18 protein-coding genes, 2 tRNA genes and 1 pseudogene are annotated in these 26533 nt (G+C 70.9%); 10 read left to right on the top strand and 11 right to left on the bottom strand.

What is annotated here, in order from left to right; all coding sequences use genetic code 11:
• Nucleotides 1-74 precede the first annotated feature (74 nt).
• Nucleotides 75-1046, top strand: coding sequence for a hypothetical protein (locus ACFWMZ_RS23415; protein WP_383183701.1), 972 nt, complete (start codon nucleotides 75-77; stop codon nucleotides 1044-1046).
• 238 nt (nucleotides 1047-1284) lie between these two features.
• On the opposite strand, the gene clpX is transcribed toward ACFWMZ_RS23415, so the two are convergent.
• The 5 genes from clpX to ACFWMZ_RS23440 all read right to left on the bottom strand — a co-directional run bounded on the left by clpX (nucleotide 1285) and on the right by ACFWMZ_RS23440 (nucleotide 6198).
• On the bottom strand, nucleotides 1285-2571 hold the full coding sequence (gene clpX, locus ACFWMZ_RS23420; protein WP_100452730.1) for an ATP-dependent Clp protease ATP-binding subunit ClpX: 1287 nt from the start codon (nucleotides 2569-2571) through the stop codon (nucleotides 1285-1287).
• Between the two features lie 158 nt (nucleotides 2572-2729).
• The gene (locus tag ACFWMZ_RS23425) at nucleotides 2730-3401 is read right to left on the bottom strand and encodes an ATP-dependent Clp protease proteolytic subunit (RefSeq protein ID WP_383183706.1); all 672 of its coding nucleotides are present in this window, start codon (nucleotides 3399-3401) and stop codon (nucleotides 2730-2732) included.
• A gap of 67 nt (nucleotides 3402-3468) precedes the next feature.
• Nucleotides 3469-4086, bottom strand: a complete 618-nt coding sequence (locus tag ACFWMZ_RS23430; RefSeq protein ID WP_277994550.1) for an ATP-dependent Clp protease proteolytic subunit — start codon at nucleotides 4084-4086, stop codon at nucleotides 3469-3471.
• A 454-nt stretch (nucleotides 4087-4540) separates the two neighbouring features.
• Nucleotides 4541-5941 (bottom strand): trigger factor, encoded by a 1401-nt coding sequence (gene tig / locus ACFWMZ_RS23435; protein ID WP_383184153.1) that lies wholly within the window; start codon nucleotides 5939-5941, stop codon nucleotides 4541-4543.
• A 180-nt stretch (nucleotides 5942-6121) separates the two neighbouring features.
• Nucleotides 6122-6198 (bottom strand) — tRNA-Pro (locus tag ACFWMZ_RS23440).
• A 151-nt stretch (nucleotides 6199-6349) separates the two neighbouring features.
• Here ACFWMZ_RS23440 and ACFWMZ_RS23445 point away from each other — a divergent pair.
• Nucleotides 6350-6423: transfer RNA gene (locus ACFWMZ_RS23445), tRNA-Gly, on the top strand.
• 184 nt (nucleotides 6424-6607) lie between these two features.
• Here the strand turns inward: ACFWMZ_RS23445 and ACFWMZ_RS23450 are convergent.
• Nucleotides 6608-6802: a hypothetical protein gene (locus tag ACFWMZ_RS23450; RefSeq protein ID WP_003948050.1), complete on the bottom strand. Its 195-nt coding sequence runs from the start codon at nucleotides 6800-6802 to the stop codon at nucleotides 6608-6610.
• 762 nt (nucleotides 6803-7564) lie between these two features.
• Here ACFWMZ_RS23450 and ACFWMZ_RS23455 point away from each other — a divergent pair.
• On the top strand, nucleotides 7565-8767 hold the full coding sequence (locus ACFWMZ_RS23455) for an acyltransferase family protein (RefSeq protein WP_383184155.1): 1203 nt from the start codon (nucleotides 7565-7567) through the stop codon (nucleotides 8765-8767).
• A 334-nt stretch (nucleotides 8768-9101) separates the two neighbouring features.
• Nucleotides 9102-10313: a cation:proton antiporter gene (locus ACFWMZ_RS23460; protein ID WP_383184157.1), complete on the top strand. Its 1212-nt coding sequence runs from the start codon at nucleotides 9102-9104 to the stop codon at nucleotides 10311-10313.
• Nucleotides 10314-10779: 466 nt separating this feature from the next.
• Here ACFWMZ_RS23460 and ACFWMZ_RS23465 read toward each other — a convergent pair whose 3' ends face one another.
• Complete coding sequence (locus ACFWMZ_RS23465; RefSeq protein WP_383203891.1) at nucleotides 10780-11895, bottom strand: PP2C family protein-serine/threonine phosphatase; 1116 nt, start codon at nucleotides 11893-11895, stop codon at nucleotides 10780-10782.
• A gap of 159 nt (nucleotides 11896-12054) precedes the next feature.
• Between ACFWMZ_RS23465 and ACFWMZ_RS23470 the strand changes: the two genes are divergently transcribed.
• Nucleotides 12055-13284 carry a GNAT family N-acetyltransferase gene (locus tag ACFWMZ_RS23470; protein WP_383178865.1) on the top strand — a complete coding sequence of 410 codons (1230 nt, stop codon included), beginning with the start codon at nucleotides 12055-12057 and terminating at the stop codon, nucleotides 13282-13284.
• A 23-nt stretch (nucleotides 13285-13307) separates the two neighbouring features.
• Here ACFWMZ_RS23470 and ACFWMZ_RS23475 read toward each other — a convergent pair.
• Nucleotides 13308-14108 (bottom strand): annotated as a pseudogene (locus tag ACFWMZ_RS23475) (Fpg/Nei family DNA glycosylase); the annotation flags it as partial.
• Nucleotides 14108-14599 carry a ribose-5-phosphate isomerase gene (locus ACFWMZ_RS23480; protein ID WP_383178868.1) on the bottom strand — a complete coding sequence of 164 codons (492 nt, stop codon included), beginning with the start codon at nucleotides 14597-14599 and terminating at the stop codon, nucleotides 14108-14110. The gene ACFWMZ_RS23480 and the pseudogene ACFWMZ_RS23475, both read right to left, overlap by 1 nt.
• Before the next feature lie 360 nt (nucleotides 14600-14959).
• Here ACFWMZ_RS23480 and ACFWMZ_RS23485 point away from each other — a divergent pair, with 360 nt between their 5' ends.
• On the top strand, nucleotides 14960-16405 hold the full coding sequence (locus ACFWMZ_RS23485; protein ID WP_383203882.1) for an amino acid permease: 1446 nt from the start codon (nucleotides 14960-14962) through the stop codon (nucleotides 16403-16405).
• Between the two features lie 1317 nt (nucleotides 16406-17722).
• Here the strand turns inward: ACFWMZ_RS23485 and ACFWMZ_RS23490 are convergent.
• On the bottom strand, nucleotides 17723-18313 hold the full coding sequence (locus ACFWMZ_RS23490) for a biotin transporter BioY (protein WP_383178874.1): 591 nt from the start codon (nucleotides 18311-18313) through the stop codon (nucleotides 17723-17725).
• 363 nt (nucleotides 18314-18676) lie between these two features.
• Between ACFWMZ_RS23490 and ACFWMZ_RS23495 the strand changes: the two genes are divergently transcribed.
• The 3 genes from ACFWMZ_RS23495 to ACFWMZ_RS23505 all read left to right on the top strand — a co-directional run bounded on the left by ACFWMZ_RS23495 (nucleotide 18677) and on the right by ACFWMZ_RS23505 (nucleotide 22528).
• Entirely contained in the window at nucleotides 18677-20119 is a 1443-nt protein-coding gene (locus ACFWMZ_RS23495; RefSeq protein WP_383178952.1) for an amino acid permease, read from the top strand.
• A 165-nt stretch (nucleotides 20120-20284) separates the two neighbouring features.
• Nucleotides 20285-21733 (top strand): amino acid permease, encoded by a 1449-nt coding sequence (locus ACFWMZ_RS23500; RefSeq protein ID WP_383203885.1) that lies wholly within the window; start codon nucleotides 20285-20287, stop codon nucleotides 21731-21733.
• A gap of 156 nt (nucleotides 21734-21889) precedes the next feature.
• A complete protein-coding gene (locus ACFWMZ_RS23505; RefSeq protein WP_383178880.1) occupies nucleotides 21890-22528 on the top strand; it encodes a superoxide dismutase in 639 nt (212 codons plus the stop codon).
• Between the two features lie 554 nt (nucleotides 22529-23082).
• Here ACFWMZ_RS23505 and ACFWMZ_RS23510 read toward each other — a convergent pair.
• Nucleotides 23083-23727 (bottom strand): DsbA family protein, encoded by a 645-nt coding sequence (locus tag ACFWMZ_RS23510; protein ID WP_383178883.1) that lies wholly within the window; start codon nucleotides 23725-23727, stop codon nucleotides 23083-23085.
• Nucleotides 23728-23892: 165 nt separating this feature from the next.
• On the opposite strand from ACFWMZ_RS23510, the gene pepN reads away from it, so the two are divergent.
• Nucleotides 23893-26478, top strand: coding sequence for an aminopeptidase N (gene pepN / locus ACFWMZ_RS23515; protein WP_383203888.1), 2586 nt, complete (start codon nucleotides 23893-23895; stop codon nucleotides 26476-26478).
• The last annotated feature ends 55 nt before the right edge of the window (nucleotides 26479-26533 follow it).

Below are 26533 nucleotides of genomic sequence, written 5' to 3' on the forward strand. Positions count from 1 at the left end.
CCCGGTTTCCCTATGACGCGGTCATGTCCGTCAGGATGAGCCCAACGCATGTACGACGGAGGGGAACCACGCCCATGAGCTACAACCAGCCCGGCCCTTACGGAGGCCAGCCCCAGCAACCCGGCCCCTACGGCCAGCAGCCGCCCCAGGGCCCGCCCCCCGGCGGCCAGCCCGGTTACGGCTACCCACAGCAGGGCGGGGCGCCCCAGCAGCAGCCCGGTTACGGCTACCCGCAGCAGGGGCAGCAGCCGGGGCCGTACGGCCAGGCCCCGCAGCAGCCCGGCCAGCCAGGAGGCCCCTACGGCCAGGTGCCCCCGCCGCCCTCGGGGGGCGGGGGGAAGAAGACGGGCCTGATCGTGGCGGCCAGCGTGGTCGCGGTCGCCGTCCTCGCCGGCGGCGCCTTCCTCCTCACCTCGGGCGGTGACGACGACAAGCCGTCGGGCGGCGACAACGTCGCCTCCGGTGGTCTTCAGGACGACGGTCCGCACAAGCTGACCACCCCGGACAAGATCCTCGGTGGCGAGTACTCCCGCGGTACGCCCGACACCCCGGCCAAGGACGCCTCGTCCTCGGACGCGAAGTCGCTGGCCACGGCGGGCATCAGCGAGGCCAAGGGCCTCGGCACGATCTACTCGACCATCGACCTCACGACGCTGGACCCGAACGACGCGGCGACCGCGGAGAAGGTCGCGGCCGCCAAGAACGTCACGTTCTTCGGGGTGTTCGGGAAGGTGGCGGACCCGCAGGCGACGCTCGACAAGACCTTCGCGGAGTTCACCAAGACCGCCGAGCAGAACGGCACGACCCTGTCGGGCGAGCCCAAGGCCGTCACCCCGGGCAGCCTCGACGGCGCCGTGATGAAGTGCCAGGGCGCCGAGACGAAGAACCCCAGCACCGGCGTCCAGCAGAAGACCAACATGTGCATGTGGGCTGATTACAGCACCATCGGCCTGGTCGAGCCGGTGCAGGGCGTCACCGGCACCACCATGGACGAGGCCGCGGAGATAGCCGCCAAGCTCCGCGCCGATGTACGGGTGCCGCAGTAACCCGGCACCACGCACCGAATCCGTGGACCGGCCTGCTGCCGGGCACAGGAGCCACGCCCCGCGGAACACCTCCGCCAAGGCCGGGCCGTTCGACGGCTCGCAGAGGCTCTACGGCGGCTGCTCCGCACGCGGCTCGTCAACCCGGACTGAGCCGGCAGGGCGCGTGAGCTGAACGTCCGAGGGGCAGGACCAGTGTTCGGTCCTGCCCCTCGGACGTGCGTCAGGCTGCTGACGGCCCTCAGGCCGACTTCTGCTCCCCGCTCCCCCGCCCCCGGGCGTCCCGGGGGATCAGGGTCGGGTTGACGTTGGACTGGACGACCTCGGCGGTGATGACGACGCGGGCGACGTCCTTGCGGGACGGCACCTCGTACATCACCGACATGAGGACCTCCTCCATGATGGCGCGCAGGCCGCGGGCGCCGGTCTGGCGCAGGATCGCCTGGTCGGCGATGGCCTCCAGCGCCTCGCGCTCGAAGTCCAGCTCCACACCGTCGAGTTCGAAGAGGCGCTGGTACTGCTTGACCAGCGCGTTGCGCGGCTCGATGAGGATCTGGAGGAGCGCCTCGCGGTCGAGGTTGTGGACCGAGGTGATGACCGGGAGGCGGCCGATGAACTCGGGGATCATCCCGAACTTCACCAGGTCCTCCGGCATGACCTCCTGGAACTGGTCCTTCTCCTCGATCTCCCGCTTGGAGCGGATCGTGGCGCCGAAGCCGATGCCCTTGGCCCCGGCCCGCGCCTCGATGATCTTCTCCAGGCCCGAGAAGGCGCCGCCCACGATGAACAGGACGTTCGTCGTGTCGATCTGGATGAACTCCTGGTGGGGGTGTTTCCGCCCGCCCTGCGGCGGCACCGAGGCGGTGGTCCCCTCCAGGATCTTCAGCAGCGCCTGCTGCACGCCCTCGCCGGAGACGTCACGGGTGATCGACGGGTTCTCGCTCTTGCGGGCGACCTTGTCGATCTCATCGATGTAGATGATCCCGGTCTCGGCCTTCTTGACGTCGTAGTCGGCGGCCTGGATGAGCTTGAGGAGGATGTTCTCGACATCCTCGCCGACGTAACCGGCCTCGGTCAGCGCCGTGGCGTCCGCGATGGCGAACGGCACGTTGAGCATCCGGGCCAGCGTCTGCGCGAGCAGGGTCTTGCCGGAACCGGTCGGTCCCAGCAGCAGGATGTTGGACTTGCCCAGCTCGATGGCGTCCTCACGCCCGCCGGGCGCGCCGTTCTGCCCCGCCTGCACGCGCTTGTAGTGGTTGTACACAGCGACGGAGAGCGCCTTCTTCGCGGGCTCCTGGCCCACGACGTAACTCTCCAGGAACTCGTAGATCTCGCGCGGCTTGGGCAGTTCGTCCCAGCGCACTTCCGAGGTCTCGGCGAGCTCCTCCTCGATGATCTCGTTGCAGAGGTCGATGCACTCGTCGCAGATGTACACACCGGGGCCTGCGATGAGCTTCTTGACCTGCTTCTGACTCTTGCCGCAGAACGAGCACTTGAGCAGATCGCCGCCGTCACCGATGCGTGCCACGAGGTACTTCCCCTTCGCCTGGGAGGCGCTCGTGCGAGCCCCTCCTGGTGCCTCATATTCGACGGTACCTTGCCGGGCCCCTCGTCCGGGCCCCCCTTGGCAGGGTCCGCTGTGGGGCGAACCCGGCCAAGGGGAGACAAAACCGCTGCCTGTTCGGCTCAGACTCCGGCGCTGAGCTTCCGGGTCGAGACGATCTGGTCGATCAGACCGTAGGAGAGGGCGTCCTCGGCCGTGAGGATCTTGTCGCGCTCGATGTCGTCGCGGATCTTGTCCAGCGGCGTCGTCGAATGCTTGGCCAGCATCTCCTCCAACTGCGAACGCATACGGAGGATTTCGTTGGCCGCGATCTCCAGGTCGGAGACCTGGCCACGCCCGGTCTCACTGTACGGCTGGTGGATCAGCACGCGGGCGTTGGGCAGCGCCATGCGCTTGCCCGGCGAACCGGCGGCCAGCAGCACGGCGGCGGCGGAGGCCGCCTGGCCCATGCAGACCGTCTGGATTTCGGGCTTCACGAACTGCATCGTGTCGTAGATCGCCGTGAGCGCCGTGAACGAGCCGCCGGGGCTGTTGATGTAGATCGAGATGTCCCGGTCGGGGTCGATCGACTCCAGGCACAGGAGCTGCGCCATCACGTCGTTGGCCGACGCGTCGTCGATCTGCACGCCGAGGAAGATCACGCGCTCCTCGAAGAGCTTCGCGTACGGGTCGTACTCCCGCACGCCCTGCGACGTGCGCTCGACGAACCGCGGAACGATGTAACGGGACTCGGCACGCGGGCCCGCGTATTCGCCGTCGGCGCCGTACGCGCCGCTGCCGGGGAAGTTGTTCATCTGGGTGTTCACCGTCCTGGTGATGAGCAGTGGTCTGGAATCGGCCTGGGTACCGGTAAAGGGCTGATCAGGCGCCGGTGCCGCCGCCGCCGGGCACGTTGGCCGCGGAGGCGATGACCTCGTCGATCAGGCCGTACTCCCTGGCCTCGTCGGCGGAGAACCAGCGGTCGCGGTCCGAGTCCCGGGTGATCTGCTCGACGCTCTGGCCGGTGTGGAAGGCGGTCAGCTCGGCCATCCGCTTCTTGGTGTGCAGCAGCCGCTCCGCGTGGATCTTGATGTCCGAGGCGGAACCGGCCAGACCGGCGGACGGCTGGTGGATCAGGATTTCGGCGTTCGGCAGGGCGAAGCGCTTGCCGGGGGTGCCGGCGCTCAGCAGGAACTGGCCCATCGAGGCGGCCAGACCCATGGCGATGGTGACCACGTCGTTCTTGATGAACTGCATGGTGTCGTAGATCGCCATGCCGGCGCTGATCGAACCGCCGGGGCTGTTGATGTAGAGGTTGATGTCCTTGTCAGGGTCGCTGGCAAGGAGCAGGAGCTGCGCGGTGATCTTGTTGGCGATGTCGTCGTCCACGGGCTGGCCGAGGAAGATGATCCGCTCACCGAGCAGCCGGTTGTAGACCTGGTCGCCGAGGCCACCACCGATGGAGGGGTCGCCGGCGGCGGAGGGCATCAGATTCGTCACGTATCCACCTGCTCGTCTTACGACGGCGCCGGGCCGTCTCACGTCTTCTGACGGGGCGCGGGGGCCCGCGCCCGCCGTTTGGGCGGCGATATGAGGGGACTCCCCAGCCCTCGTTATTCATGGACCCTAACGCGCGGGCCGTCGCGGGCCATCCCGCATTCGGAACTGTTCGCTGTGAGCGCAGGTCCGGCGCCCCGGGGGCCTCTTCGGCCGGTACGGGCGGGGCCGTCCGGCGGGCACGTCGGCCCTCCCCGCCGCGGCCCGGCCCGGGGGCGGCCTCCGACCGCGGAGCGCGGCACCGCCCGGGCCCGCGGGGAGCCGTCTGCGGGCCCCGCCGCGCGGCGGGCGGCGGGGCCTCGCGGAGGTCCGGGAACGCGAGCGCCGGACCGGCTGAGGGAATCAGCCGGTCCGGCGCTCGGGGACGGCGGTGCGGGGCCGTCCTGCCCGAAGGTGCTTACTTGTCGCTGTCAGCCTTGGCCTCGGCGGCGGCGTCGTCGCCCTCGGCCTGCTCAGCGGTCTCGGTGGCCTCGGCCGCCTCGTCCTCGTCGTCCGAGAGGTCGATGACCTCGCCGTTGGTGTCCTTGACCGTGACGGCCTCGACCACGACGGCGAGCGCCTTGCCGCGGGCGACCTCGCCGACCAGCATCGGGACCTGGCCGCCTTCGACGACGGCCTGGGCGAACTGGTCGGGGGACATGCCGGAGGAAGCAGCGCGCCGCATGAGGTGCTCGGTGAGCTCCTCCTGGTCGACGTTGAGCTTCTCCTTGTTGACCAGCTCGTCGAGGATGAACTGGGTCTTGATGCCCTTGACGGCCTGCTCGCGCGTCTCGGCGTCGAACTCCTCGGCGGTCTTGCCCTGGATCTCCAGGTACTTGTCGAGGTCGAGGCCCATCTGGCCGAGCTGGTGGTGCTCCAGGTTGTGCTTGCGGGTGTTGACCTCGTCCTCGAGAAGCTTCTCGGGGATCGGCACCTCCGCCAGCTCCAGCAGGGCGTCCAGGACGCGCTCCTGGGCCTGGGTGGCCTGGTCGTACTGCTTCATGTTCTCCAGGCGCTTGCGGCTGTCCGCGCGCACCTCCTCCAGCGTGTCGAACTCGCTGGCGAGCTGGGCGAAGTCGTCGTCCAGCTCGGGGAGTTCGCGCTTGGCGACCTTGGAGACCTTGACCGTGATCTCAGCCTCCTTGCCGGCCGCCGAGCCGCCCTTGAGCTCGGAGGCGAAGGTGGCCTCGCCACCGGCCTCCAGGCCCTTCACGGCCTCGTCGATGCCGTCGAGCAGTTCGCCGGAGCCGATGGTGTAGGAGACGTCGGACGCGAGCCCGTCCTCCAGCACCTCCCCGTCGACCTTGGCCTCCAGGTCGAGGGTGACGACGTCGCCGTCCTCGGCGGGGCGCTCGACGGGCGCGGTGGAGGCGAAGCGCTCACGCAGCTCCTCCACGGCCTTGTCGACGTCCTCGTCGGTGACCTCGACCGGGTCCACCTCGACCTCGATGCCGGAGTAGTCCGGGATCTCGATCTCGGGGCGGATGTCGACCTCGGCGGTGAAGGCCAGCAGCTCGCCGTCCTTCAGCTCGGTGATGTCGACCTCGGGCTGGCCGAGGACGTTCAGCTCACCCTCGTTGACCGCTTCGGTGTAGAACTTCGGGAGCGCGTCGTTGACGGCCTCCTCCAGCACGGCGCCGCGTCCGAACCGCTGGTCGATGACTCGGGCCGGGATCTTGCCCTTACGGAAGCCCTTCACCGTGACCTGCTGGTTGATCTTCTTGTACGCCGCGTCGAGGCTGTCCTTGAGCTCCTCGAAGGGCACCTCGACAGTGAGCCGAACCCGGGTCGGGTTCAGGGTCTCCACGGCGCTCTTCACGGTTCGGTCTCCTTGATGGCTGACTTCTGGGGGTTCTGCCGACACCGCGCACACGGGGTGGCGGAGGAATGCCGGCGGATCGAGCCCGCCGCGGACACGCACAGAGGCACGCGGACACACGGGCTCGCACTTTGCATAGTAACCGTGTGGCGGAGGAGACCCCCAACGCGATCTTGCAGGTGGTCGGGGTGGCCGGATTCGAACCGACGACCTTCCGCTCCCAAAGCGGACGCGCTACCAAGCTGCGCCACACCCCGTCGGTGCGACACGTAGGGTACATGCCCCGTGGCCCGCCGGCGCCCGCGATCACGGGGGCGCGGGGAGTGCGAGCGAGGGGTGTGCGCGCCGGGCCGGTGACCGGCTAACATGCTCTGCGTACCCCGGTCGGTGACCGGCGGTGCGCGACGTGCGGGCGTAGCTCAATGGTAGAGCCCTAGTCTTCCAAACTAGCTACGCGGGTTCGATTCCCGTCGCCCGCTCCAGCGACGCCGAAGGGCCCGGCAGATTCGATCTGCCGGGCCCTTCGGCGTTTCCGTGGTCCGGTGCCGGGACAGGCGCGTAGACGCGGGGAACCGGAGTCGTTCGAGGGGCGCGGGAAGCGTGCGGGCGCGCACCCGGCGGGCGGGGTGGCCGGGCACGCGCCGGAGCGCGGGTGGGCGCCGCGCCTCAGAAGCTGATGCCGCTGACCGTCTGCGCTATCGAGTCGAGGACGCGCTGGATCGCCGGGGCCATGCCGCTGGAGGCGAGGAAGAAGCCGAACAGGATGGCCACCACGGCGGGGCCCGCCTTGAGTGAGCCGCCCCGGATGAGGACGACCATGACGATCGCCAACAGCACCACCACGGACAGTGAAATGGCCACAACTGATCACACCTTCGCGTCGGTCCGCTCTCCCGGCCCGGGTGACACACACCGCGCGCACCCCTCGCCAGGACCATCGTGCCACCAACAGCCCTTCTTCATGCGGCTGGTGACGCAACGTCGGCCATGGCCTCGGCCACACCCGGTGGGCCGCCGCCGCGACCTGCGCGGAGAGTGCGCCGGTGGCGGGGTGGCGACCCTCCGGACCGGCGTACCGGTTCCGGGTGCCCAGGGCATTACGCGGACACCGAATTCGGCTTGATCGTTTCCCCTCCGCCACGAACGCTCACGTGCCCTCCGCAAGGAATTCGAATTCCGGACCCGATCGCTCACCCGGCGAACACACTCTGTGAAATAGCCGACAGATGGCGAACGGGCCACCGCGGAATTCCCGCGCCCGGCGCCACGCTTCACCGGCCACCGCCAACCACCCACCGCACCGCCGCCGTCCACTTGGACCAGGAGCGGCGCAGGCGCAGGTCAGACGGGTGAGCGGCACCTCTCCGGCAGGTGAATGGCCCCTTTACATCTGGACACTCCGGCACCTTTCACCTTGTCCCGTGCCCCGGCGTCCGGTATCGGGACGGGGAGGAAGACTTCGCCCTATCGGGGGTACACGAGGGCCACACCACGAATGAACCACGTGGTTTTACGAACCCGTTCCCCCGACGCTAGGGTGCTGAAAATGTTCCCCACCGCCCCGACCCCCACCCGTGCAGTGAGGTCATGGCGCGTCTCCCCCGAACTCGGGCAGGGCGCCTGGTGACGAACTCGCTGCGTCCGCACGGCCACCACAGTCAGCCGCTGCCCCCGGTTCAGGACCCGGCGGACGGCATGACGGCTCCACGGCCCTCCCACACGTCACAGGAGCGGCCCACCGGTCCTGAGAGACCTCCCGCCGCAGCCTCACAGCCCGCCAAGCCGCGGGACCCCTTCTTCGACAACGCCAAGTACCTCGCGATCGTGCTGGTCGCGATGGGCCACGCCTGGCAGCCGCTCACCAGCGACAGCCGGGCCGCCGAAGCCCTGTACATGGTCGTCTACGCCTTCCACATGCCGGCGTTCATCGTGATCTCCGGCTACTTCTCGCGCAGTTTCGACATGCGCAAGGACCGGCTCCAGCGCCTCGTCACGGGCGTCGCCGTGCCGTACGTCCTCTTCGAGGCCGCGTACAGCCTCTTCAAGCGCTGGGCCGACGACGATCCGACCCATCCGATCAGCCTGCTCGACCCGTGGTACCTCACCTGGTTCCTGGTCGCGCTGTTCGTGTGGCGGCTCACCACGCCGCTGTGGAAGATCGTCCGGTGGCCGGTGCCGCTGGCGCTGGCCGTCGCGCTGCTCGCCTCGGTCTCCCCCGACATCGGCGACGACCTGGACCTCCAGCGGGTCCTGCAGTTCCTGCCGTTCTTCGTGGTCGGCCTGGTCCTCAAGCCCGAGCACTTCCAGATGATGCGGCGCCGCGAGGTCCGGCTGCTGGCACTACCGGTCTTCGCCACCGCCCTGCTGGTCGGCTACTGGGCCGCGCCGCGCATGTCGTCGGCGTGGTTCTACCACCGCGACAGCGCCCAGGAGATGGGCTTCGCCTGGTGGGTGGGGATCGTCATGACCCTGGCCCTCTTCGGCTGCTCGATGGTGCTGACCCTCTGCTTCTTCGCCTGGGTGCCGCGCCGCCACATGTGGTTCACCGCGCTCGGCGCGGGCACGCTCTACGGCTACCTGCTGCACGGCTTCCTCGCCAAGGGGTCGCGCTTCTGGGGCTGGTACGAGACGTACGACTGGGTGCGCACACCGCTCGGCATGATCGGCGTGACGCTGATCGCCGGTGCGATCGTGACCGTGCTCTGCACACCACCGGTGCAGCGCGTCTTCCGCTTCGCGATGGAGCCGAAGATGAGCTGGGCCTTCAAGCGGGACGCGACCGAGCTGGCGCGGGAGCGCGCCAAGTCGGGATCGGCCATCCGCTGACCCGCCGCTCCGCCGGCCCCAGGGGGTCCGGCCGGGGCCGGTGACGGAACGTCCGGGAGCCCGGTCGGGGAGTTCTCCACTCCTCGGCCGGGCTTCCGCCTTTCCCCTACGCGGGCCCGCCCCCCGCGCGCGCGATGCCGCAGCCGCCCCAGGGCCCCACTGGAGAGACCAACTCGCCTTTGATCACAGGGAGTTGATGAACTGTGTCGCGCTGCTCACAGTCGCCCCCGAGCAGAGGTAATGCTTTGGTAAGCTAAGTATTGACGATTCCTTGACGCCCCCTTGACTCAAGAAGGAGGACGGGCTCATCGGACACGCAGAAACGCTGATAGCCATGGGCGGTGCCTTTGTCGCCGCGGCTGTGCTGGCACGCCTCGGCGGCCGTATCGGGTTGCCGACCATTCCGCTGTTCATCCTGGCCGGCATTCTGCTCGGCCCCCACACCCCCGGAGTCGTGCTCGTCTCCGACCCGCACGACCTGGAGATGCTCTCGGCCCTCGGCCTGGTGCTGCTGCTCTTCTATCTCGGTCTTGAGTTCCACATCGACGACCTCAAAGCCGGTGGGCGCAACATGGCCCTCGCCGGCGGGATCTATCTCGCACTGAACGTCGGCGCCGGCCTCGGCTTCGGCTTCGCCCTCGGGTGGGGGGTCTCGGAGGCGCTGGTCCTCGCCGGTGTCCTCGGGTTCTCCTCCTCGGCCATCGTCACCAAGATCCTGGTCGACACGGGCCGCCTCGGTAATCCGGAGACCAAACCGATCCTCGGCATCATCGTCGTCGAGGACGTCTTCATCGCGCTCTACCTCGCGGCGCTCCAGCCCATCCTGTCGGGTGCGGACAGCCTGAGCACCGCCCTGATCGACGGTGGCAAAGCGTTCGGCTTCCTGATCGCGCTGGCGCTCGTCGCCCGCTACGGCACGCGCGTCGTCGGGCGGCTCATCAGCACACCTGACGACGAGATCCTGACCATCTCCTTCCTCGGTGCGGCGGTGCTGATGGCCGGCGTCTCCGAGTGGTTCGGCGTGGCCGACGCCATCGGCGCCTTCATGGTCGGTCTGATGCTCGGGTCCACCACCTCCGGCAAGCGCATCCTCAAACTGGTCCATCCGCTGCGGGACGCGTTCGGTGCCATCTTCTTCTTCGTCTTCGGACTCTCCATCAACCCGGGCGACCTGCCGGGCGTCGTGTGGCCGGTGCTGATCGCCGTGGTCCTCACGCTTTCCATGAACGTGATCTCGGGTATCACCGCGGCGCGGATCTACCGGTTCGACGCGCAGCCCGCCGCCAACATCGCCACCACGCTGCTGGCGCGCGGTGAGTTCGCGCTGATCCTCGCCACGATGGCGGCGGCGGCCGGGCTCGACTCCCGGCTCTCGCCCTTCATCGCGGGGTACGTACTGGTGCTCGCGATCATGGCGCCGCTGGCCGCCGGTCGCAGTGAGTGGCTGGCGCGGGTGCTGCCAGGGGGGAAGCCGAAGGCTTCGGAGGCGGGGGAGGACGACGCGGGGGCGTCGGGGTCCTCGGTGCCTGAGCGGGCGTCTGTCTGACACCCTTCGGTATCCCGTCCTCACACAGGCCCGTTCCCTTCGGGGGGCGGGCCTGCGGGGTGCCTGCGGGGTGCCTGCGGCGCTTGCTGGGCTGGGGGTGGCTGGGCTTGACCGGGCCGGGCGGGGGCTGGCCTCAAGCGCCGGCCGGGCTGGCAGTGGGGGGCGGTGGCGGTCCGCCTTCCGGTCACAGATGGCCTCAAACGCCGGCCAGGCTGAAGGGTGGCCTCAAACGCCGGCCGGGCTGGACGGTGGGAGCGCGGTGGCACTCCATGCTGGAGTTTGCGGTCGATCGGATGTCGGCGCGAGCCCGGGGGCGGCGGCCGTACGAGGCCGGGAGTCCGGGAGTCCGGGAGAGCTTTACGAGCCCGGTGATCCGCCGTGCGATGTCGGGAGCGGTTGCCGCACGCTGGGCGGGGCCGGGCGGGCGGTCGGGGGCGGGCGGGTGGCGTGCAGGGGGACGTAGGGGTCAGTTGGGGGCGCGGCAGAGGAGGAGGAGGGCTCGGTCGTCGTTGACGTCTTTGGCCACTGCTTCGATGAGGTGCCAGGCGGCGCCCTCGAAGCCGCCGGGGACGTAGCGGTCGGCCTCGCCGGTGAGGCGGTCGATGCCCTCGGAGAGGTCGCGGCCGGAGGTCTCCACCAGGCCGTCGGTGTAGAGCATGAGGACGTCGCCGGGGGCGAGGGAGCCCTTCACCGGGTCGAACTGGCAGCCGTCGTAGACACCGAGGAGCGGGCCTTCGGCGGCCTTCTCCTCCCACTGGCCGGTGCCGGAGTGGAGCTGGACGGCGGGGAGGTGCCCGGCGGAGAACAGCTCGTAGTCGCCGGAGTCCAGGTCGAGGACGAGGTGGATGGAGGTGGCGAAGCCCTCGTCCCACTCCTGGCGGAGCAGGTAGCCGTTGGCGGCGGGGAGGAAGGCGTGCGGGGGCAGGGAGCCGAGGAGGCCGCCGAAGGCGCCGGAGAGGAGCAGGGCGCGTGAACCGGCGTCCATGCCCTTGCCGGAGACGTCGGTGAGGACCACTTCGAGGGTGCGGCCGCCGTGGGTTCGGGCGGCGACGACGAAGTCCCCGGAGAACGACTGGCCGCCCGCCGGGCGCAGCGCCATCTCGTGGTGCCAGCCCGAGGGCAGATGGGGCAGGCGGCTCTGCACCCGGATGCGCTCGCGCAGGTCGAAGAGCATGGTGCCGCCGCGCCGCCAGGGCACCCCGACCCGGCTGCGGAACTGGGCGATGACCAGGCCGAAGAGCCCGGCCGCGGCGACCGTCAGCACGGTGCCGGGGGTGACGCCGACCGGGACCGAGGAGGTCGGGCCGCTGCCGAGCACCAGCGACTCCACGACCAGGGCCGCGGTGGCCGAGGCGTAGAGGAGCAGGAGGGTGGCGGGGCGCAGGACGAGGCCGCCGGCGATGACCGGGAGGACCAGGGCTGCGGGGTCGCACCACTCGGGTCCGACGATGGTTCCGGCGGCGATGGCGGGGACGGTCAGGAAGAGACCTGCGAAGGCGACCCAGTCGGAGCCGTCGCCGCGGAAGTAGTCGACGGCGGATCTGCGCATGCCGGTGCGGGCCCGGTGCCAGCGCTTGCGCATCCGGGCCCGGGTCGTCTCTGCTGCCGCCCTTGCTTGTGCCATTGTTCGGGACCTTACCGAGCCGGGCTGTCACTTCGCACGGGAGGTCCCTCTTGTCCCCTGCTCCGGGCGGAGCAAAAACGCCTCGCCGTGTCCCGTCGTCGCTGGTAGGGATGGCGTATGACATCTGGTGCAGAGGTATTGCGGGCCGAGGACTGGGACCAGTGGTACGGCCTGCTGGAGTTGGCGTTCGGCGGTGTGGCGGAGGATCCCGAGGAGCGGGCGCTGTACAGGCGGCTGACCGAGCCCGAGCGGTCGTTGGCGGTGTGGGACGAGACGGAGATCGTGGGCACGGCGGGGGCGTTCTCCTTCCGGGTCTCGGTGCCCGGCGGGCGGCTGGTCCCGGCGGGGGGCGTGACGATGGTCGGGGTGGCGCCCACGCACCGGCGCCGCGGCATCCTGACGACGATGATGCGCCGCCAGCTCGACGACGTACGGGCCCGCGGTGAGGCGCTGACGGTGCTGACCGCCTCCGAGCCGGAGATCTACGGGCGTTTCGGCTACGGGATCGCCTCGATGAAGGTGGGCGTCGAGATCGACACGGCGCAGGTGCGGCTGGCGGTGCCGGAGGGGACGGACGGGGTCGTGCTGCGACGGGCCGACCCGCGGGAGGCGCTGAAGGTCTGCGAGGAGGTGTACGCGCGGCAGGTGGCCGGGCGGCCGGGGATGATCGCGCGGGCGCCGGGGTGGGAGGAGCAGGGGGTCCTCGACCCGCCCGGCGAGCGGAAGGGCGGCTCGCCGCTCCAGTGCGTGCTGGCCGAGCGGGACGGCGAGGTGGTGGGGTACACCCGCTACCGCACCCAGCCGGCCTGGGCGTTGAGCGGGCCCGACGGGTCCGTGGTGGTCCAGGACCTGGAGGCGCCGGACCCGGCGGTGTACGCGGCGCTGCTGCGCTATCTGTGCGGGATGGACCTGATGCGGACGGTGAAGCTGCCGAACCGGCCGGTGGACGACGCCTGGCAGTACCTGGTGAGCGACATCCGGCGCTGCGTGCCGCGGCTGCGGGACGAACTCCAGGTGCGGCTGGTCGACGTGGGCGCGGCCCTCCAGCAGCGGTCCTACCGCACGCCGTTGGACGTGGTGTTCGAGGTGAGCGACGCGTTCTGCCCCTGGAATGAGGGGCGTTGGCGGCTGACCGCGGACGCCGAGGGCGCCGCCTGCGAACGCACCGGCGCCGAGCCCGACCTGGCGCTGTCGGTACGGGAGCTGGGCGCGGCCTACCTCGGCGGGGTGCCGTTGAGCGGGCTGGCGGCGGCCGGGCGGGTGCGGGAGCTGCGGCCGGGGGCGCTGGCGAGTACGTCGACGGCGTTCGGCTCCGACGTGGCGCCCTGGCTGCCGCACGGCTTCTGAGGCTGCTGGGCGGTGGTGCCCGTCTGGCAGTGGGGGCACCAGAAGAGGTTGCGGGCGGCGAGTGAGGCGGTACGGATCCGCTCGCCGCAGACCAGGCAGGGGCGCCCGTCGCGGCGGTAGACGTAGACCTCGCCGCCGTGGTCGTCGACGCGGGGCGGGCGGCCCATCGCCTCGGGGGCGTGCTCGGGGCGGACCGTGTCGATCCGGTCGTTCCGCACGCCCTCGCGCATCAGCTCCGCCAGGTCGTGCCAGAGGGTTTCCCAGGTGGCGCGGTCCAGGCGGTTGCCCGGGGTGTACGGGTCGACGCCGTGCCGGAAGAGGACTTCGGCCCGGTAGACGTTGCCGACGCCCGCGACCACCTTCTGGTCCATGAGCAGGGCGGCCACGGTGGTGCGGGAGCGGGACACCCGGCGCCAGGCCGCGTCAGGGCCGTCGTCGGCGCGCAGCGGGTCGGGGCCGAGGCGGTCGTGGACGGCCTGCTTGCCCTCGTCGGTGAGGAGGGTGCAGGCGGTCGGGCCGCGCAGGTCCGACCAGGCGTTCTCGGCGGTGAGCCGGAGCCGGATGGTGCCGGTGGGCGGCGGCGGGTCGCCCGTGCCCCGGGCGACCTTGCCGAAGAGGCCGAGGTGGATGTGGATCCAGCCGTGGTCGGCGAAGTCGAGGAAGAGGTGCTTGCCGTGCGCCTCGGCTCCGGCGAGCACCGCTCCGTCCAGCAGGGCGGCGGAGGCGGCGAAGCGGCCCTGGGGGCTGGAGACGCGTACCGGCCGGCCGCCGAACCACTCCTGGTGGTCGGCGGCCAACCGGTGCAGGGTGTGCCCTTCGGGCATCAGGCGTTCTGCTGGGGGTGGTGGGCCGGGATCGGGGGGAGCTCGCCGGTGGTCTCGTAGGCGGAGAGCATGTCGATGCGGCGGGTGTGGCGCTCGTCGCCGGAGTACGGGGTCGCCAGGAAGGCGGCGACGAAGGCGGTGGCCTCGTCCTGGGTGTGCATCCGGGCGCCGACGGAGACGACGTTGGCGTTGTTGTGCTCGCGGCCGAGGGCGGCGGTCTCCTTGCTCCAGGCGAGGGCGCAGCGGACGCCCTTGACCTTGTTGGCGGCGATCTGCTCGCCGTTGCCCGAGCCGCCGATGACGACGCCGAGCGAGTCGGCGTCGGCGGCGGCCCGCTCGGCCGCCCGCAGGCAGAACGGCGGGTAGTCGTCGGCGGCGTCGTAGATGTGGGGGCCGCAGTCCACCGGGTCGTGGCCGTTCGCCTTCAGCCAGTCGACGAGGTGGTTCTTGAGTTCGTAGCCGGCATGGTCGGAGCCGAGGTACACGCGCATGAGGGGAGTGTGGCATGCCCGGGGCGGGGTAGCTGATTCCGGGTCCACGGCGGGCGGCCGCCGCTGAGCGCCGCCCCGTGGATGCTCCGTCCGGCACCACGAGGTCACGCCGGTGACCCGGCATGCGGCCGTGATACGCCCGGAGGCCGTGATTCGTTCCACGCCGGCCCGAGGTGTGATCTGTTCCACATCCCTCCTTTCCGGCAGCGGTAGCCCCTGGGAGGACTGGGCTCACGGTCCCTGAGGCGGGCGCCTGGTCACGTCGCGCGACGGAACAAAACGGAATCAGGGGTTCCGCGCTGTGGATTCTTGTGGATTCATTGCCTCAGCTCGGAACCCGAGAGCAAAGGAACAAGGCGCATGACCTCGCAGCCCCCACTTGCGAAGGTGGAAGACCTCCCCCACGAACCCACCGCCCCCACCCCGGGCGACGCGGGTGACGGACAGGGGAGCGACGGCCTCCAGGCCGGACTCAAGAACCGCCACCTGTCGATGATCGCCATCGGCGGTGTCATCGGCGCGGGGCTCTTCGTCGGATCCAGCGCGGGCATCGCCGCCGCCGGACCCGCCATCCTCGTCTCGTACGCCATCGTCGGCCTCATGGTCGTCCTGGTGATGCGCATGCTCGGGGAGATGGCCGCCGCCCGGCCCTCCTCCGGCTCCTTCTCCGCCTACGCCGACATGGCGCTCGGCCGCTGGGCCGGGTTCTCCATCGGCTGGCTCTACTGGTTCTTCTGGGTCGTGGTGCTCGCCGTGGAGGCGACCGCCGGGGCCGTCATCCTCAACGGGTGGATACCGGCCGTCCCCCAATGGGGCTGGGCGCTGATCGTGATGGTGGTCCTCACCGGCACCAACCTCGCCTCGGTCGCCTCCTACGGGGAGTTCGAGTTCTGGTTCGCCGGGATCAAGGTCGTGGCCATCGCGGCGTTCGTCCTCATCGGCGTGCTCGCCGTCTTCGGGGCGCTGCCCGGCTCGGACAACCCGGGCGCCGGGTTCGCCAACCTCACGGCACACGGCGGGTTCCTGCCCAACGGGGCCGGGTCGATCCTCACCGGGGTGCTGATGGTCGTCTTCTCCTTCATGGGGAGCGAGATCGTCACGCTGGCCGCCGGTGAGTCGGCCGACCCGCAGCGTGCCGTACGCAAGGCGACCAACAGCGTGATCTGGCGGATCGCCGTCTTCTACCTCGGCTCGATCTTCGTCGTCGTGGCGCTGCTGCCGTGGGACTCCAAGTCGATCGTCGAGGACGGGTCGTACGTGGCCGCGCTCGACTCGATCGGGATCCCGCACGCCGGGCAGATCATGAACGTCATCGTGCTCACCGCGGTGCTCTCCTGTCTCAACTCCGGGCTCTACACGGCCTCGCGCATGGCCTTCTCGCTGGGGAAGCGCGGGGACGCGCCTTCGGCGTTCGCCCGGGTCAACGCGCGCGGGGTGCCGCAGGCGGCCATCCTCGGGTCGGTCGTGTTCGGGTTCGCCGCGGTGTGGTTCAACTACCAGTGGCCTGAGACGGTGTTCCAGTTCCTGCTCAACTCCTCCGGAGCGGTGGCGTTGTTCGTCTGGCTCGTCATCTGCTTCTCGCAGCTGCGGCTGCGAGAGGTGATCTCTCGTGAGACGCCGGAGAAGCTGGTGGTGCGGATGTGGCTCTTCCCCTACCTCACCTGGGTGACGATCGCGGGGATCGTCTTTGTCATCGGGTACATGCTCTTCGATGAGGCCGGGCGTACGCAGATGGGGTTGTCTTTGCTGGTGGCTGTGGTTGTTGTCGTGGTCTCCCTTGTGAAGCACCGGGGGGCCCGGGGCTGAGCCCCGGGGTCCCCTCGCCCCGGGTCCCCTTGTGGGCCCGGGGCCCTTTTTTGGCCTCAGGCGCCGGCCGGGCTGAGTCTTGGCGCGCGCCGTCTCGACCGTGCCGGTCACTGATTGGCCTCAAGCGCCGGCCGGGCTGGGGTGTGGCTAGGCGCCGCTTGACCGCGCCGATCCAAGATGGCCTCAAGCGCCGGCCGGGCTGGGGTGTGGCTGGGCGCCGCTTGGCCGCGCCGGTCACTGATTGGCCTCAACCGCCGGCCGGGCTGGGGTGTGGCTGGGCGCCGCTTGACCGTGCCGGTCCAAGATGGCCTCAAGCGCCGGCCGGGCTGGGGGGGGCTTTCAGTTGCCGATGGTTTTGAGTGACGGCCCTGCCGGGGGTTCGCGGTTGGTCCGGTGGGTGGGTGGGGTGGGGGCGCCCCCGGGTAACACCAAAAAAAAAAAAGAGGGGGGGGCACGTCGTAAGAGACGGCAGGAACCCGCACTCAGAAAAGGGGGGCCCCCCCCCCCCCGCTGTGTGGTTTTTTTTGGGGTCCGGTTGTTTTGGTGGGGGGCGGGTTTGGGGTGGTTTGTCGTGTGGGGGGGGGGGGGGGGGGGGCGCGCCCCCGCACCGGTGTACCTCCTCACAGACTGACGAGGTGGGAGCACGTCTTCAGCTCGGGCTGATCCCGTCAGTCTGCTGCGGGGGCACCCCGGCCCGTCCCCACCCCACGGTCTCGTACGCGACTGCCACCCGGTGGTGGCGAGACCGTCCCCTATTGCTCGATCCGCCATAGGGACGGGGGGTGTCGGTTTCGGGACAGTGGCCGCTGGCCGGGGTCGGGACCACGCACACGAAGCGGGCGGTGGTGGGACCACCGCCCGCTTCGTGTGCGTGCGTACGACCACCGAGTGGTCAGTGTGGGACGAGAGAGTGCTGGGGGACGGCCCCGCCCGCCACCGGCGGTTGGCCGCCGACGAGACGGGAGGGCGGGGACGGGCCGGGGTGCCCCCGCAGCAGACTGACGTGAGGAGCCTGAATGATGCGACTGGCTCCGGCCTCGTCAGTCTGTGAGGAGGTACACCGGTGCGGCCCCGCCCGCGCCACCCGGCGGACAAACCGCGAACCCCGAGCCCGGCCGGCGCTTGAGGCCATCTCGGACCGGCACGGTCAAGACGAACCGCACCCACCCCAGAGCCCGGCCGGCGCTTGAGGCCATCCCTGACCGGCACGGTCGAGCCGCGGCCGAGCCAAAAGACAGCCCGGCCGGCGCTTGAGGCCAGCAGGGGAGCCGGCCCACGGCCAGGCGAAGGAAGAGCCCAGCCGGCACATGAGGCGGGTCAGCGGGAGAGGCGCCAAGCGGCGGGGAGGGCCCCCATGGCGAGGGCGGCCTTGAGGGCGTCGCCGATGAGGAAGGGGACGAGCCCCGCGGCGACCGCGGAGGTGAGGGTCATGCCGGTGGAGAGGGCGAGGTAGGGCACCCCGACGGCGTAGATGAGGGCGGAGCCCAGCACCATGAGCCCGGCCGTGCGCGCCACGGACCGGTCGGCCCCGCGCCGGGCCAGGGCGCCGACCACGGTGGCCGCGAGGAGCATCCCGAGGACGTACCCGAAGGACGGCATCGTGAAGCCCGAGGTCCCCTCGGCGAACCAGGGCACCCCGGCCATGCCGACGAGGGCGTACAGGGCGAGCGAGGCGAAGCCGCGCCCCGCGCCGAGGGCGGTGCCGACGAGGAGCGCGGCGAAGGTCTGCCCGGTGACGGGGACCGGCGAGCCGGGGACGGGCAGGACGATCTGCGCCGCCAGCCCGGTGAGAGCGGCCCCGCCGGTGACGAGGGCGGCGTCGCGCAGACGGGCCTTCGGGACGGTGGAGGCGGGCAGCAGGTCGGCGAGGACCTGACCCGGGCGGATGGAGGCGGCGGCAGTGCTCATCGGGGCTCCCCGAGGGTGAGGGCTGGGACAGCGCGTGGGACGGCTGAGGACAGGCCGACGCTATCCCAGTGCGCCCGCCCGATCACCAGCAGCCGCCGACAAAGCGCCGGTTGGGCCGTTGGTGGACTCCGCACAAAGGTCCGCTTGTACACCCGCGAGGGCGTGATGCTGCTCACTCGGCCCCGTGCGGCGGCTTTACCGCGTTGCCGCCGGGCCCACGGGGTGGGGAGACTGTAGGGTCCCGCCAATTCCGGGAAGGGCGCCCGCCCGCACCCGGAAGCCTCGGGACACGTCCCCCCACTCCCCGCGCACGGGCAGGCCTCCCGCCCGGCCCGCGGGCACGACGAAGCAGTGAGCACCGCCATGCACGACTCCCCCGCGAGCCCCGCCGACCCTGGCGCCACCAGCGCCACCACGGCCAGGGACCCCTTCGACGCCGGAGAGCCGCTCGGCCACGGCCTGAAGCAGCGGCACCTGACCATGCTGGGGCTGGGCGGAGTGATCGGCGCGGGCCTGTTCGTGGGGTCGGGCGCGGGCATCGCGGTGGCGGGGCCGGGGATCGTGGTGTCGTACCTGATCGCGGGCTCGCTGGCGATGCTGGTGATGCGGATGCTCGGGGAGATGTCGGCGGCGATGCCCGCCTCGGGCTCGTTCTCGGTGCACGCGGAGCGGGCGCTCGGGCGATGGGCCGGGTTCAGCGTGGGGTGGCTGTACTGGTTCCTGCTGGTGGTGGTGCTGGCGGTGGAGGCGACCGGCGCCGCGCAGATCGCCAACGGCTGGGTGCCGTCGGTGCCGCAGTGGGCGTGGGTGCTGCTGTTCATGCTGGTCTTCACCGGGGCCAACCTTGCGGCGGTGAAGCACTTCGGCGAGTTCGAGTTCTGGTTCGCGGCGCTGAAGGTCGGCGCGATCGTCCTCTTCCTGGTGCTGGGTGTGCTGGCGATCCTCGGGTGGCTGCCCGAGACGGAGCCGGTGGGGCTGGCCCATCTGTCGGGCGACGGCGGTTTCCTGCCCAACGGCTGGTCGGGCGTGGTCTCCGGGGTGCTGGCCGTGGTCTTCGCCTTCGGCGGCCTGGAGGTCGTGACGATCGCGGCGGCCGAGTCGGACGACCCGGCGCGCTCGGTGGCGCGCGCGGTGCGCAGCGCGGTCTACCGCATCCTCTTCTTCTACGTGGGCTCGATGCTGGTCATCGTGACGCTGCTGCCGTGGACGGCGATGCGGCCGGGGCTGAGCCCGTACGTCGCGGTGCTGGACGGGATCGGCATCCCCTCGGCGGGCCAGATCATGAACATCGTGGTCTTCGTGGCGCTGCTGTCGGCACTCAACGCCAACCTGTACGGCTCCTCGCGGATGGTCTTCTCGCTGGCGGAGCGCGGGGAGGCGCCGCGCTCGCTGCTGAAGGTGGCGCCGGGCGGGGTGCCCAGGCGGGCGGTGCTGGCCTCGGTGGCGTTCGGGTTCGTCTCGGTGCTGCTCAATCTGAAGTGGCCGGACTCCGTCTTCCTCTACATGCTCAACGCGGTGGGCGCGGTGCTGATCTTCGTGTGGGCGCTGATCGCCGTCTCGCAGCTGCGGCTGCGGCGGCTGATCGAGCGGGAGGCGCCGGAGCGGCTGGTGCTGCGGATGTGGGGGTACCCGTGGCTGACCTGGGCGGCGCTGGTGGCGATGGCGGCGGTCTTCGCGCTGATGCTCTTCGACGACACCGCCCGGCCGCAGCTGCTCTGGTCCTCGGGGGCGGCGGCGCTGGTGCTGCTGGTGGCCGGGGTGCGGGAGTGGCGGCTGCGGCGCGGCGAGGCGGTGTGCGCCGGGTGAGGCGTACGCGGCCCGGAGTGTGTGCGGAGTGCACCGCCCCTGTGCGCGGGTGTTCACGCCAGGTGAGGGAAGTGTCCGGATAACGGTCGCGATCTTTGCGTGACCGGACGGTGCCCGCAGACTGAGGGACTTCACCGTCGTCTCACGTACTGGACCGATACGACCATGACTCGGACAACCCTCACTCCTGGGGACACGTCGGGCGCCGACCAGCGGCCCGACGGCGTCCAGGCGTCCGACACCGGTTCCGCCCTGGGGAACGGGCTGAAGCAGCGCCATCTGTCGATGATCGCCCTCGGCGGCGTCATCGGCGCCGGCCTCTTCGTCGGCTCGGGTGCGGGCATCGCCGCCGCGGGGCCCTCGATCGTCGTCGCCTACGCGGCCTCCGGCCTGCTGGTGATGCTGGTCATGCGGATGCTCGGCGAGATGTCGGCCGCCAACCCGGCCTCCGGGTCGTTCTCCGTCCACGCCGAGCGGGCGATCGGCCCGTGGGCCGGGTTCACCTCGGGGTGGGCCTTCTGGTTCCTGCTCTGCGTGGCGGTGGGCCTGGAAGGCATCGGCGCGGCCGAGATCATGACGGGCTGGCTGCCGGGGACCCCGGAGTGGGCCTGGGTGGCCCTCTTCATGGTGGTCTTCTGCGGCACCAACCTGGCGGCGGTGAAGAACTTCGGGGAGTTCGAGTTCTGGTTCGCCACGCTGAAGGTGGTGGCCATCATCGCCTTCCTCGTCATCGGCGCGCTGGCGATCCTCGGCATGCTGCCGGGCAGCGAGGCGCCGGGCACCGCCCACCTCACCGGCGAGGGCGGCTTCCTGCCCAACGGCACCGAGGGGCTGATCATCGGCCTGCTCGCCTCGGTCTTCGCGTACGGCGGCCTGGAGACGGTCACCATCGCGGCGGCCGAGTCGGAGCAGCCGGTGCGGGGCGTCGCGAAGGCGGTGCGGACGGCCATGTGGCGGATCGGGATCTTCTACGTCGGCTCGATGGCGGTCATCGTCACCCTGGTGCCGTGGGACGACCCGGCGGTGGCCGAGAAGGGCCCGTACGTGGCGACCCTGGACCACCTGGGCATCCCCGGCTCGGGCCAGATCATGAACGTGGTCGTGCTGATCGCGCTGCTCTCGGCGATGAACGCCAACGTGTACGGCGCCTCCCGGATGGCCTGCTCGCTGGTGGCCCGCGGCCAGGGCCCGAGGAAACTCGGCCAGGTCTACGGCGGGGTGCCGCGGATCGCGGTGCTGGCCTCGTCGGTCTTCGGCTTCGCCTGCGTGCTGCTCAGCTACTGGCGCCCGGACGACGTCTTCGCCTGGCTGCTCAACATGATCGGCGCGGTCATCCTGGTGGTCTGGTTCTTCACCGCCGCCTCGCAGCTCGTGCTGCGCCGGCGCACCGAGCGGGAGGCGCCGGAGCGGCTGGTGGTGCGGATGTGGCTCTTCCCGGGGCTGACCTGGGTGGCGCTCGCCGCGATGGTGGGGGTCTTCGTCCTGATGGCGATGGAGCCGGGCACCCGCGTCCAGCTCCTGTCGACCGGTGGCCTCACGGTGGCGCTGGCCGTCGCCGGGTACCTCCTCCAGCGCTCGCGCGGCGCGGCGCCCGCCGGGGTCGGCAAGGACTGACCCCGCACCCTCAGCAGCACGGCAGGACCCCCGCCCCGGGACCCGGGGGCGGGGGTCCTTTTGTCGTAGGCACCGCCGTGGACGCGCGAGAGTGATCTGTTGTTGATAGCGTGCACTTGCAAGTCAGTCGCAATTGCAGTCCGGAGGGAATACGTCTTGTCCGTCTACACGCTTCCTGAACTCCCTTACGACTACGCGGCGCTCGAACCCGTCATCAGCCCCGCGATCATCGAGCTGCACCACGACAAGCACCACGCGGCCTACGTCAAGGGCGCCAACGACACGCTGGAGCAGCTCGCGGAGGCCCGGGACAAGGACCAGTGGGGGGCGGTGACGGGCCTGGAGAAGAGCCTCGCCTTCAACCTCTCCGGCCACATCCTGCACTCGATCTACTGGCACAACATGACGGGCGACGGCGGGGGCGAGCCGCTGGCGGAGGACGGCGTGGGCGATCTGGCCGACGCGATCCGCGACTCCTTCGGCTCCTTCGCCGGGTTCAAGGCGCAGCTCACCAAGGCCGCGGCGACCACCCAGGGCTCCGGCTGGGGCGTCCTCGCCTACGAGCCGCTCTCCGGCCGCCTGATCGTCGAGCAGATCTACGACCACCAGGGCAATGTCGGGCAGGGGTCCACGCCGATCCTGGTCTTCGACGCCTGGGAGCACGCCTTCTACCTGCAGTACAAGAACCAGAAGGTGGACTTCATCGAGGCGATGTGGCGGGTCGTCAACTGGCAGGACGTCGCTCGGCGCTATGCCGCGGCCAAGGAGCGGGTCAATGTGCTTCTCGCTCCCTGAGGAGCGGGTTCTCTGAGCGGCCCGCCTCGTGATCGTCTTCTCAACCTTCGCCTGGCGGGCGGATGAAGGGAAGGCCCCTGTGAGGACGTGACTCACAGGGGCCTTTCCGTGCCGGTTCACGATGGCCTCAAACGCCGGCCGGGCTGGGGATGGTGGACATGGCGCCCCACCCGCCCGTACAAGACGGCCTCAAACGCCGGCCGGGCTGGGGATGGCGAACGTGGCACCCCACCCGCCGGCACAAGACGGCCTCAAACGCCGGCCGGGCTGGAGGTGGTGGGCGTGGCGCCCCACCCGCCCGTACAAGACGGCCGCAAACGCCGGCCGGGCCGTATGTGCGCTGGATGTGGAAGGCCGAGCCGACGAGCTCGGTCAGGAGGCGCTCCTTCAGGCGGTTCGGGAGGGCGTCGGGGAGGGCCAGTACGGGGCCATGCGGTCGGGGGTACCCGATGGTCCGCCGCGATGCCCGCGTAGGCGGGTATCTCCGCCGCCGCCTCCTCGTCGGTTCCTGGCGGGGCCCGCCCCGTGGCCGGGCGGGCCCTGCCGGGCGGGGGTCAGTCGAAGCTGGGCTCGGCGGTCCGGGTGCGCTTCAGCTCGTAGAAGCCGGGGACTGAAGCGACCAGCAGGGTGCCGTCCCAGAGGGCGGCGGCCTGCTCGCCCTTGGGGGCGGGGGTGACGACGGGGCCGAAGAAGGCGACCTCCTCGCCGTCGGCGCCGGGGACGGCGATGACCGGGGTGCCGACGTCCTGGCCGACCTTGGTGATGCCCTCGGCGTGCGAGGCGCGCAGTTCGGCGTCGTAGGTGTCCTTCTCCGCGTAGTCGGCGAGGTCGGCGGGGAGGCCGGCCTCTTCGAGGGCGGCGACCAGGGTGGCGCGGTCCTTCGGCTGCTGCTGGTTGTGGTAGCGGGTGCCGAGGGCGGTGTAGAGCGGGCCCGCGACCTCGGCGCCGTGCAGCTGCTGGGCGGCGATGACGACACGTACCGGGCCCCACGCCTGCTGCAGGAGCTCCCGGTAGCTCTCGGGGAGTTCGTCGAGGCGGTCCTCGTTGAGGACGGCGAGGCTCATGACGTTCCAGCGGACGCGGACGGGCCGGACCTTCTCGACCTCCAGCATCCAGCGGGACGTCATCCAGGCCCAGGGGCAGAGCGGGTCGAACCAGAAGTCGGCGGTGACCTCGGTGGGCTGCTGCGGGTCGGTCATGTCTCTCCCTCAGGTGTCGGACGGGACGGCGAAGGCATCCCCTCGGAGCCGTACGCGAGCGGCAACCGCCGGGAGGCCGGGTCCATTCCCCGGCGTCACGGGTGGTCCCGCGAACCGCCCGTGACAGGATCTGCGTGTCGAAATGCGCCACGAAGGAGTACCGCCGTGCCCGGAGAGAACCTGACCCGAGAAGAGGCCCGCGAGCGGGCCGCCCTGGTCGCCGTCGAGTCCTACGACGTCGCACTCGACCTGCGCTCGGCGCTCGGCGAGGCGGAGGGGGACGGGCCGCGCACCTTCCGGTCGGTGACCACCGTCCGGTTCGCCGGGCGGAAGCCGGGCGCCGCCACCTTCGTGGACCTGATCGCCCCCTCGGTGACGGCGGTGACGCTCAACGGCCGGAGCCTGGACCCGGCGGAGGTCTTCGACGGCACCCGGATCGCGCTGGACGGCCTGGAGGCCGAGAACACCCTGGTGGTCGACGCGCAGTGCGCGTACAGCCGCACCGGCGAGGGCATGCACCGCTTCGTCGACCCGGAGGACGGCGAGGTCTACCTCTACACGCAGTACGAGCCGGCCGACGCCCGCCGCGTCTACGCCAACTTCGAGCAGCCCGACCTGAAGGGCCGCTACCGCTTCTCGGTGACCGCTCCCGACGCGTGGCGGGTCTGGTCCAACGGCGCGGGCGAGCGGGACGCCGACGGGGTGTGGCGGTTCGCCGAGACCGAGCCCATCTCGACGTACATCACCTGCGTGGTGGCCGGGCCCTACCACTACGTCACCGACGACTACCGGCGGACCCTCCCCGACGGCTCCGAGCTGCGGATCCCGCTCGGCGCGATGTGCCGCAAGGGACTGGCGCCGTTCTTCGACGCCGACGACGTCTTCCTCGTCACCAGGCAGGGCCTGGACTTCTTCCACGACCACTTCGGCTACCCGTACCCGTTCGGCAAGTACGACCAGGCGTTCGTGCCCGAGTACAACCTCGGCGCGATGGAGAACCCGGGGATGGTGACCTTCCGCGAGGAGTACATCTACCGGGGCAAGGTCACCGCCGCCTCGTACGAGCGGCGGGCCACCACCATCCTGCACGAGATGGCGCACATGTGGTTCGGCGACCTGGTCACCATGAAGTGGTGGGACGACCTGTGGCTGAAGGAGTCCTTCGCCGACTTCATGGGCAGCTTCGCGCTGGTCGAGGCGACGCGCTTCACCAACGGCTGGACCACCTTCGCCAACAACCGCAAGGCGTGGGCCTACCGCGCCGACCAGCTCCCCTCCACCCACCCCGTCACCGCCGACATCCGCGACCTCCAGGACGCCAAGCTCAACTTCGACGGCATCACCTACGCCAAGGGCGCCTCGGTCCTCAAGCAGCTCGTCGCCTACGTCGGCCGGGACGCCTTCCTGGAGGGTAGCCGCCGCTACTTCCAGCGCCACGCCTACGGCAACACCACCCTCGCCGACCTGCTGGCGGTGCTGGCGGAGACCTCCGGGCGCGACCTCGCGGGCTGGTCGAAGGCGTGGCTCCAGACGGCCGGGGTCAACGCGCTCACCCCCGAGCTGACCCTCGACGCGCAGAACCGGATCACCGAGCTGGCCGTCGCCCAGGAGGCCGCCGCCTCCCACCCGGAGCTGCGGCCGCACCGGGTCGCGGTGGGCCTCTACCGGCTGGACGGTGTCGAGGGCGCGCTGGTGCGGTACGCCCGCGCCGAGCTGGACGTGACCGGGGCGCGCACCGTCGTCACCGAGCTGGCCGGGGCCCAGGCGCCGGACCTGGTCCTGGTCAACGACGACGACCTGACGTACTGCAAGGTCCGGTTCGACGAGAACTCGCTGGCGACGCTGCGGACCCGGCTCGGCGACCTCACCGACCCGCTGGCCCGCGCGCTGTGCTGGTCGGCGCTGTGGAACATGACCCGGGACGCGCTGATGCCCGCCCGGGACTTCCTCACCCTGGTGCTGGAGCACGCGGGGCGCGAGAGCGACATCGGCGTCCTGCAGATGCTGCACGCCTGGACGCGGACGGCGCTGACGCACTACGTCGACCCGGCGCACCGCGAGGAGGCCGGGCGGGCGCTGGCGCAGGGCGCGCTGGCGGAGCTGCGGGCGGCCGAACCGGGCGGGTCCTCCCAGCTCACATGGGCGCGGTTCTTCGCCTCGGTCGCCGCCGACCAGGCCGACCTTCAGCTGCTGGAGTCGCTGCTGGACGGCCCGGCCCGGGTCGACGGGCTCGACATGGACCAGGAGTTGCGCTGGACGTTCCTGGAGCCGCTGGCCGCGTACGGCGTCGCGGACGAGGAGCGGATCGCGGCCGAGCTGGCCCGGGACGACACCGCCTCGGGCAAGCGGCACCAGGTGCGGTGCCTGGCGGCGCGGCCGTCGGAGGCGGTGAAGGCCCAGGCCTGGGCCCAGGTGGTGGAGTCCGACCAGTTGTCGAACGCGCTGGTGGAGGCGACGATCGCCGGGTTCGCGCAGGGGTCGCAGCGGGAGTTGACCGCGCCGTACGCTGCGAAGTACTTCGACGTGATCGAGCGGGTGTGGGAGGAGCGGTCGATCCAGATCGGGGTGCTCATCGTGCGGGGGCTGTTCCCCTCGCTGCAGGACGGGCCTGAGCCGCTGGCGGCGGCCGACGCCTGGCTGCGCGACCACGCGGACGCGGCGCCGGCCCTGCGCCGCCTGGTCCTGGAGGCCCGGGACGACTTGGCGCGCGCGCACCGGGCGCGGGCGCGGGACGCCGGCACGGCGGCCTGAGCCGCCCCCGTCCTCGGCGCACGGGCCCGCCGCCCCACCCCGTACGGGGTGGGGC

Source organism: Streptomyces sp. NPDC058373 (assembly GCF_042723275.1).
In the GTDB taxonomy this organism is placed as follows: domain Bacteria; phylum Actinomycetota; class Actinomycetes; order Streptomycetales; family Streptomycetaceae; genus Streptomyces.

Excerpts from the sequence above, each read along its gene's own strand:
- ACFWMZ_RS23470 (WP_383178865.1), top strand. The coding sequence starts at position 12,055 with ATGACATCTGGTGCAGAGGTATTGCGGGCCGAGGACTGGGACCAGTGG.
- ACFWMZ_RS23460 (WP_383184157.1), top strand. The coding sequence starts at position 9,102 with ATGGGCGGTGCCTTTGTCGCCGCGGCTGTGCTGGCACGCCTCGGCGGC.
- ACFWMZ_RS23480 (WP_383178868.1), bottom strand. The coding sequence starts at position 14,599 with ATGCGCGTGTACCTCGGCTCCGACCATGCCGGCTACGAACTCAAGAAC.
- ACFWMZ_RS23415 (WP_383183701.1), top strand. The coding sequence starts at position 75 with ATGAGCTACAACCAGCCCGGCCCTTACGGAGGCCAGCCCCAGCAACCC.
- ACFWMZ_RS23495 (WP_383178952.1), top strand. The coding sequence starts at position 18,677 with ATGCACGACTCCCCCGCGAGCCCCGCCGACCCTGGCGCCACCAGCGCC.
- ACFWMZ_RS23500 (WP_383203885.1), top strand. The coding sequence starts at position 20,285 with ATGACTCGGACAACCCTCACTCCTGGGGACACGTCGGGCGCCGACCAG.
- ACFWMZ_RS23485 (WP_383203882.1), top strand. The coding sequence starts at position 14,960 with ATGACCTCGCAGCCCCCACTTGCGAAGGTGGAAGACCTCCCCCACGAA.
- ACFWMZ_RS23465 (WP_383203891.1), bottom strand. The coding sequence starts at position 11,895 with ATGCGCAAGCGCTGGCACCGGGCCCGCACCGGCATGCGCAGATCCGCC.
- ACFWMZ_RS23425 (WP_383183706.1), bottom strand. The coding sequence starts at position 3,401 with ATGAACAACTTCCCCGGCAGCGGCGCGTACGGCGCCGACGGCGAATAC.
- ACFWMZ_RS23510 (WP_383178883.1), bottom strand. The coding sequence starts at position 23,727 with ATGACCGACCCGCAGCAGCCCACCGAGGTCACCGCCGACTTCTGGTTC.
- ACFWMZ_RS23490 (WP_383178874.1), bottom strand. The coding sequence starts at position 18,313 with ATGAGCACTGCCGCCGCCTCCATCCGCCCGGGTCAGGTCCTCGCCGAC.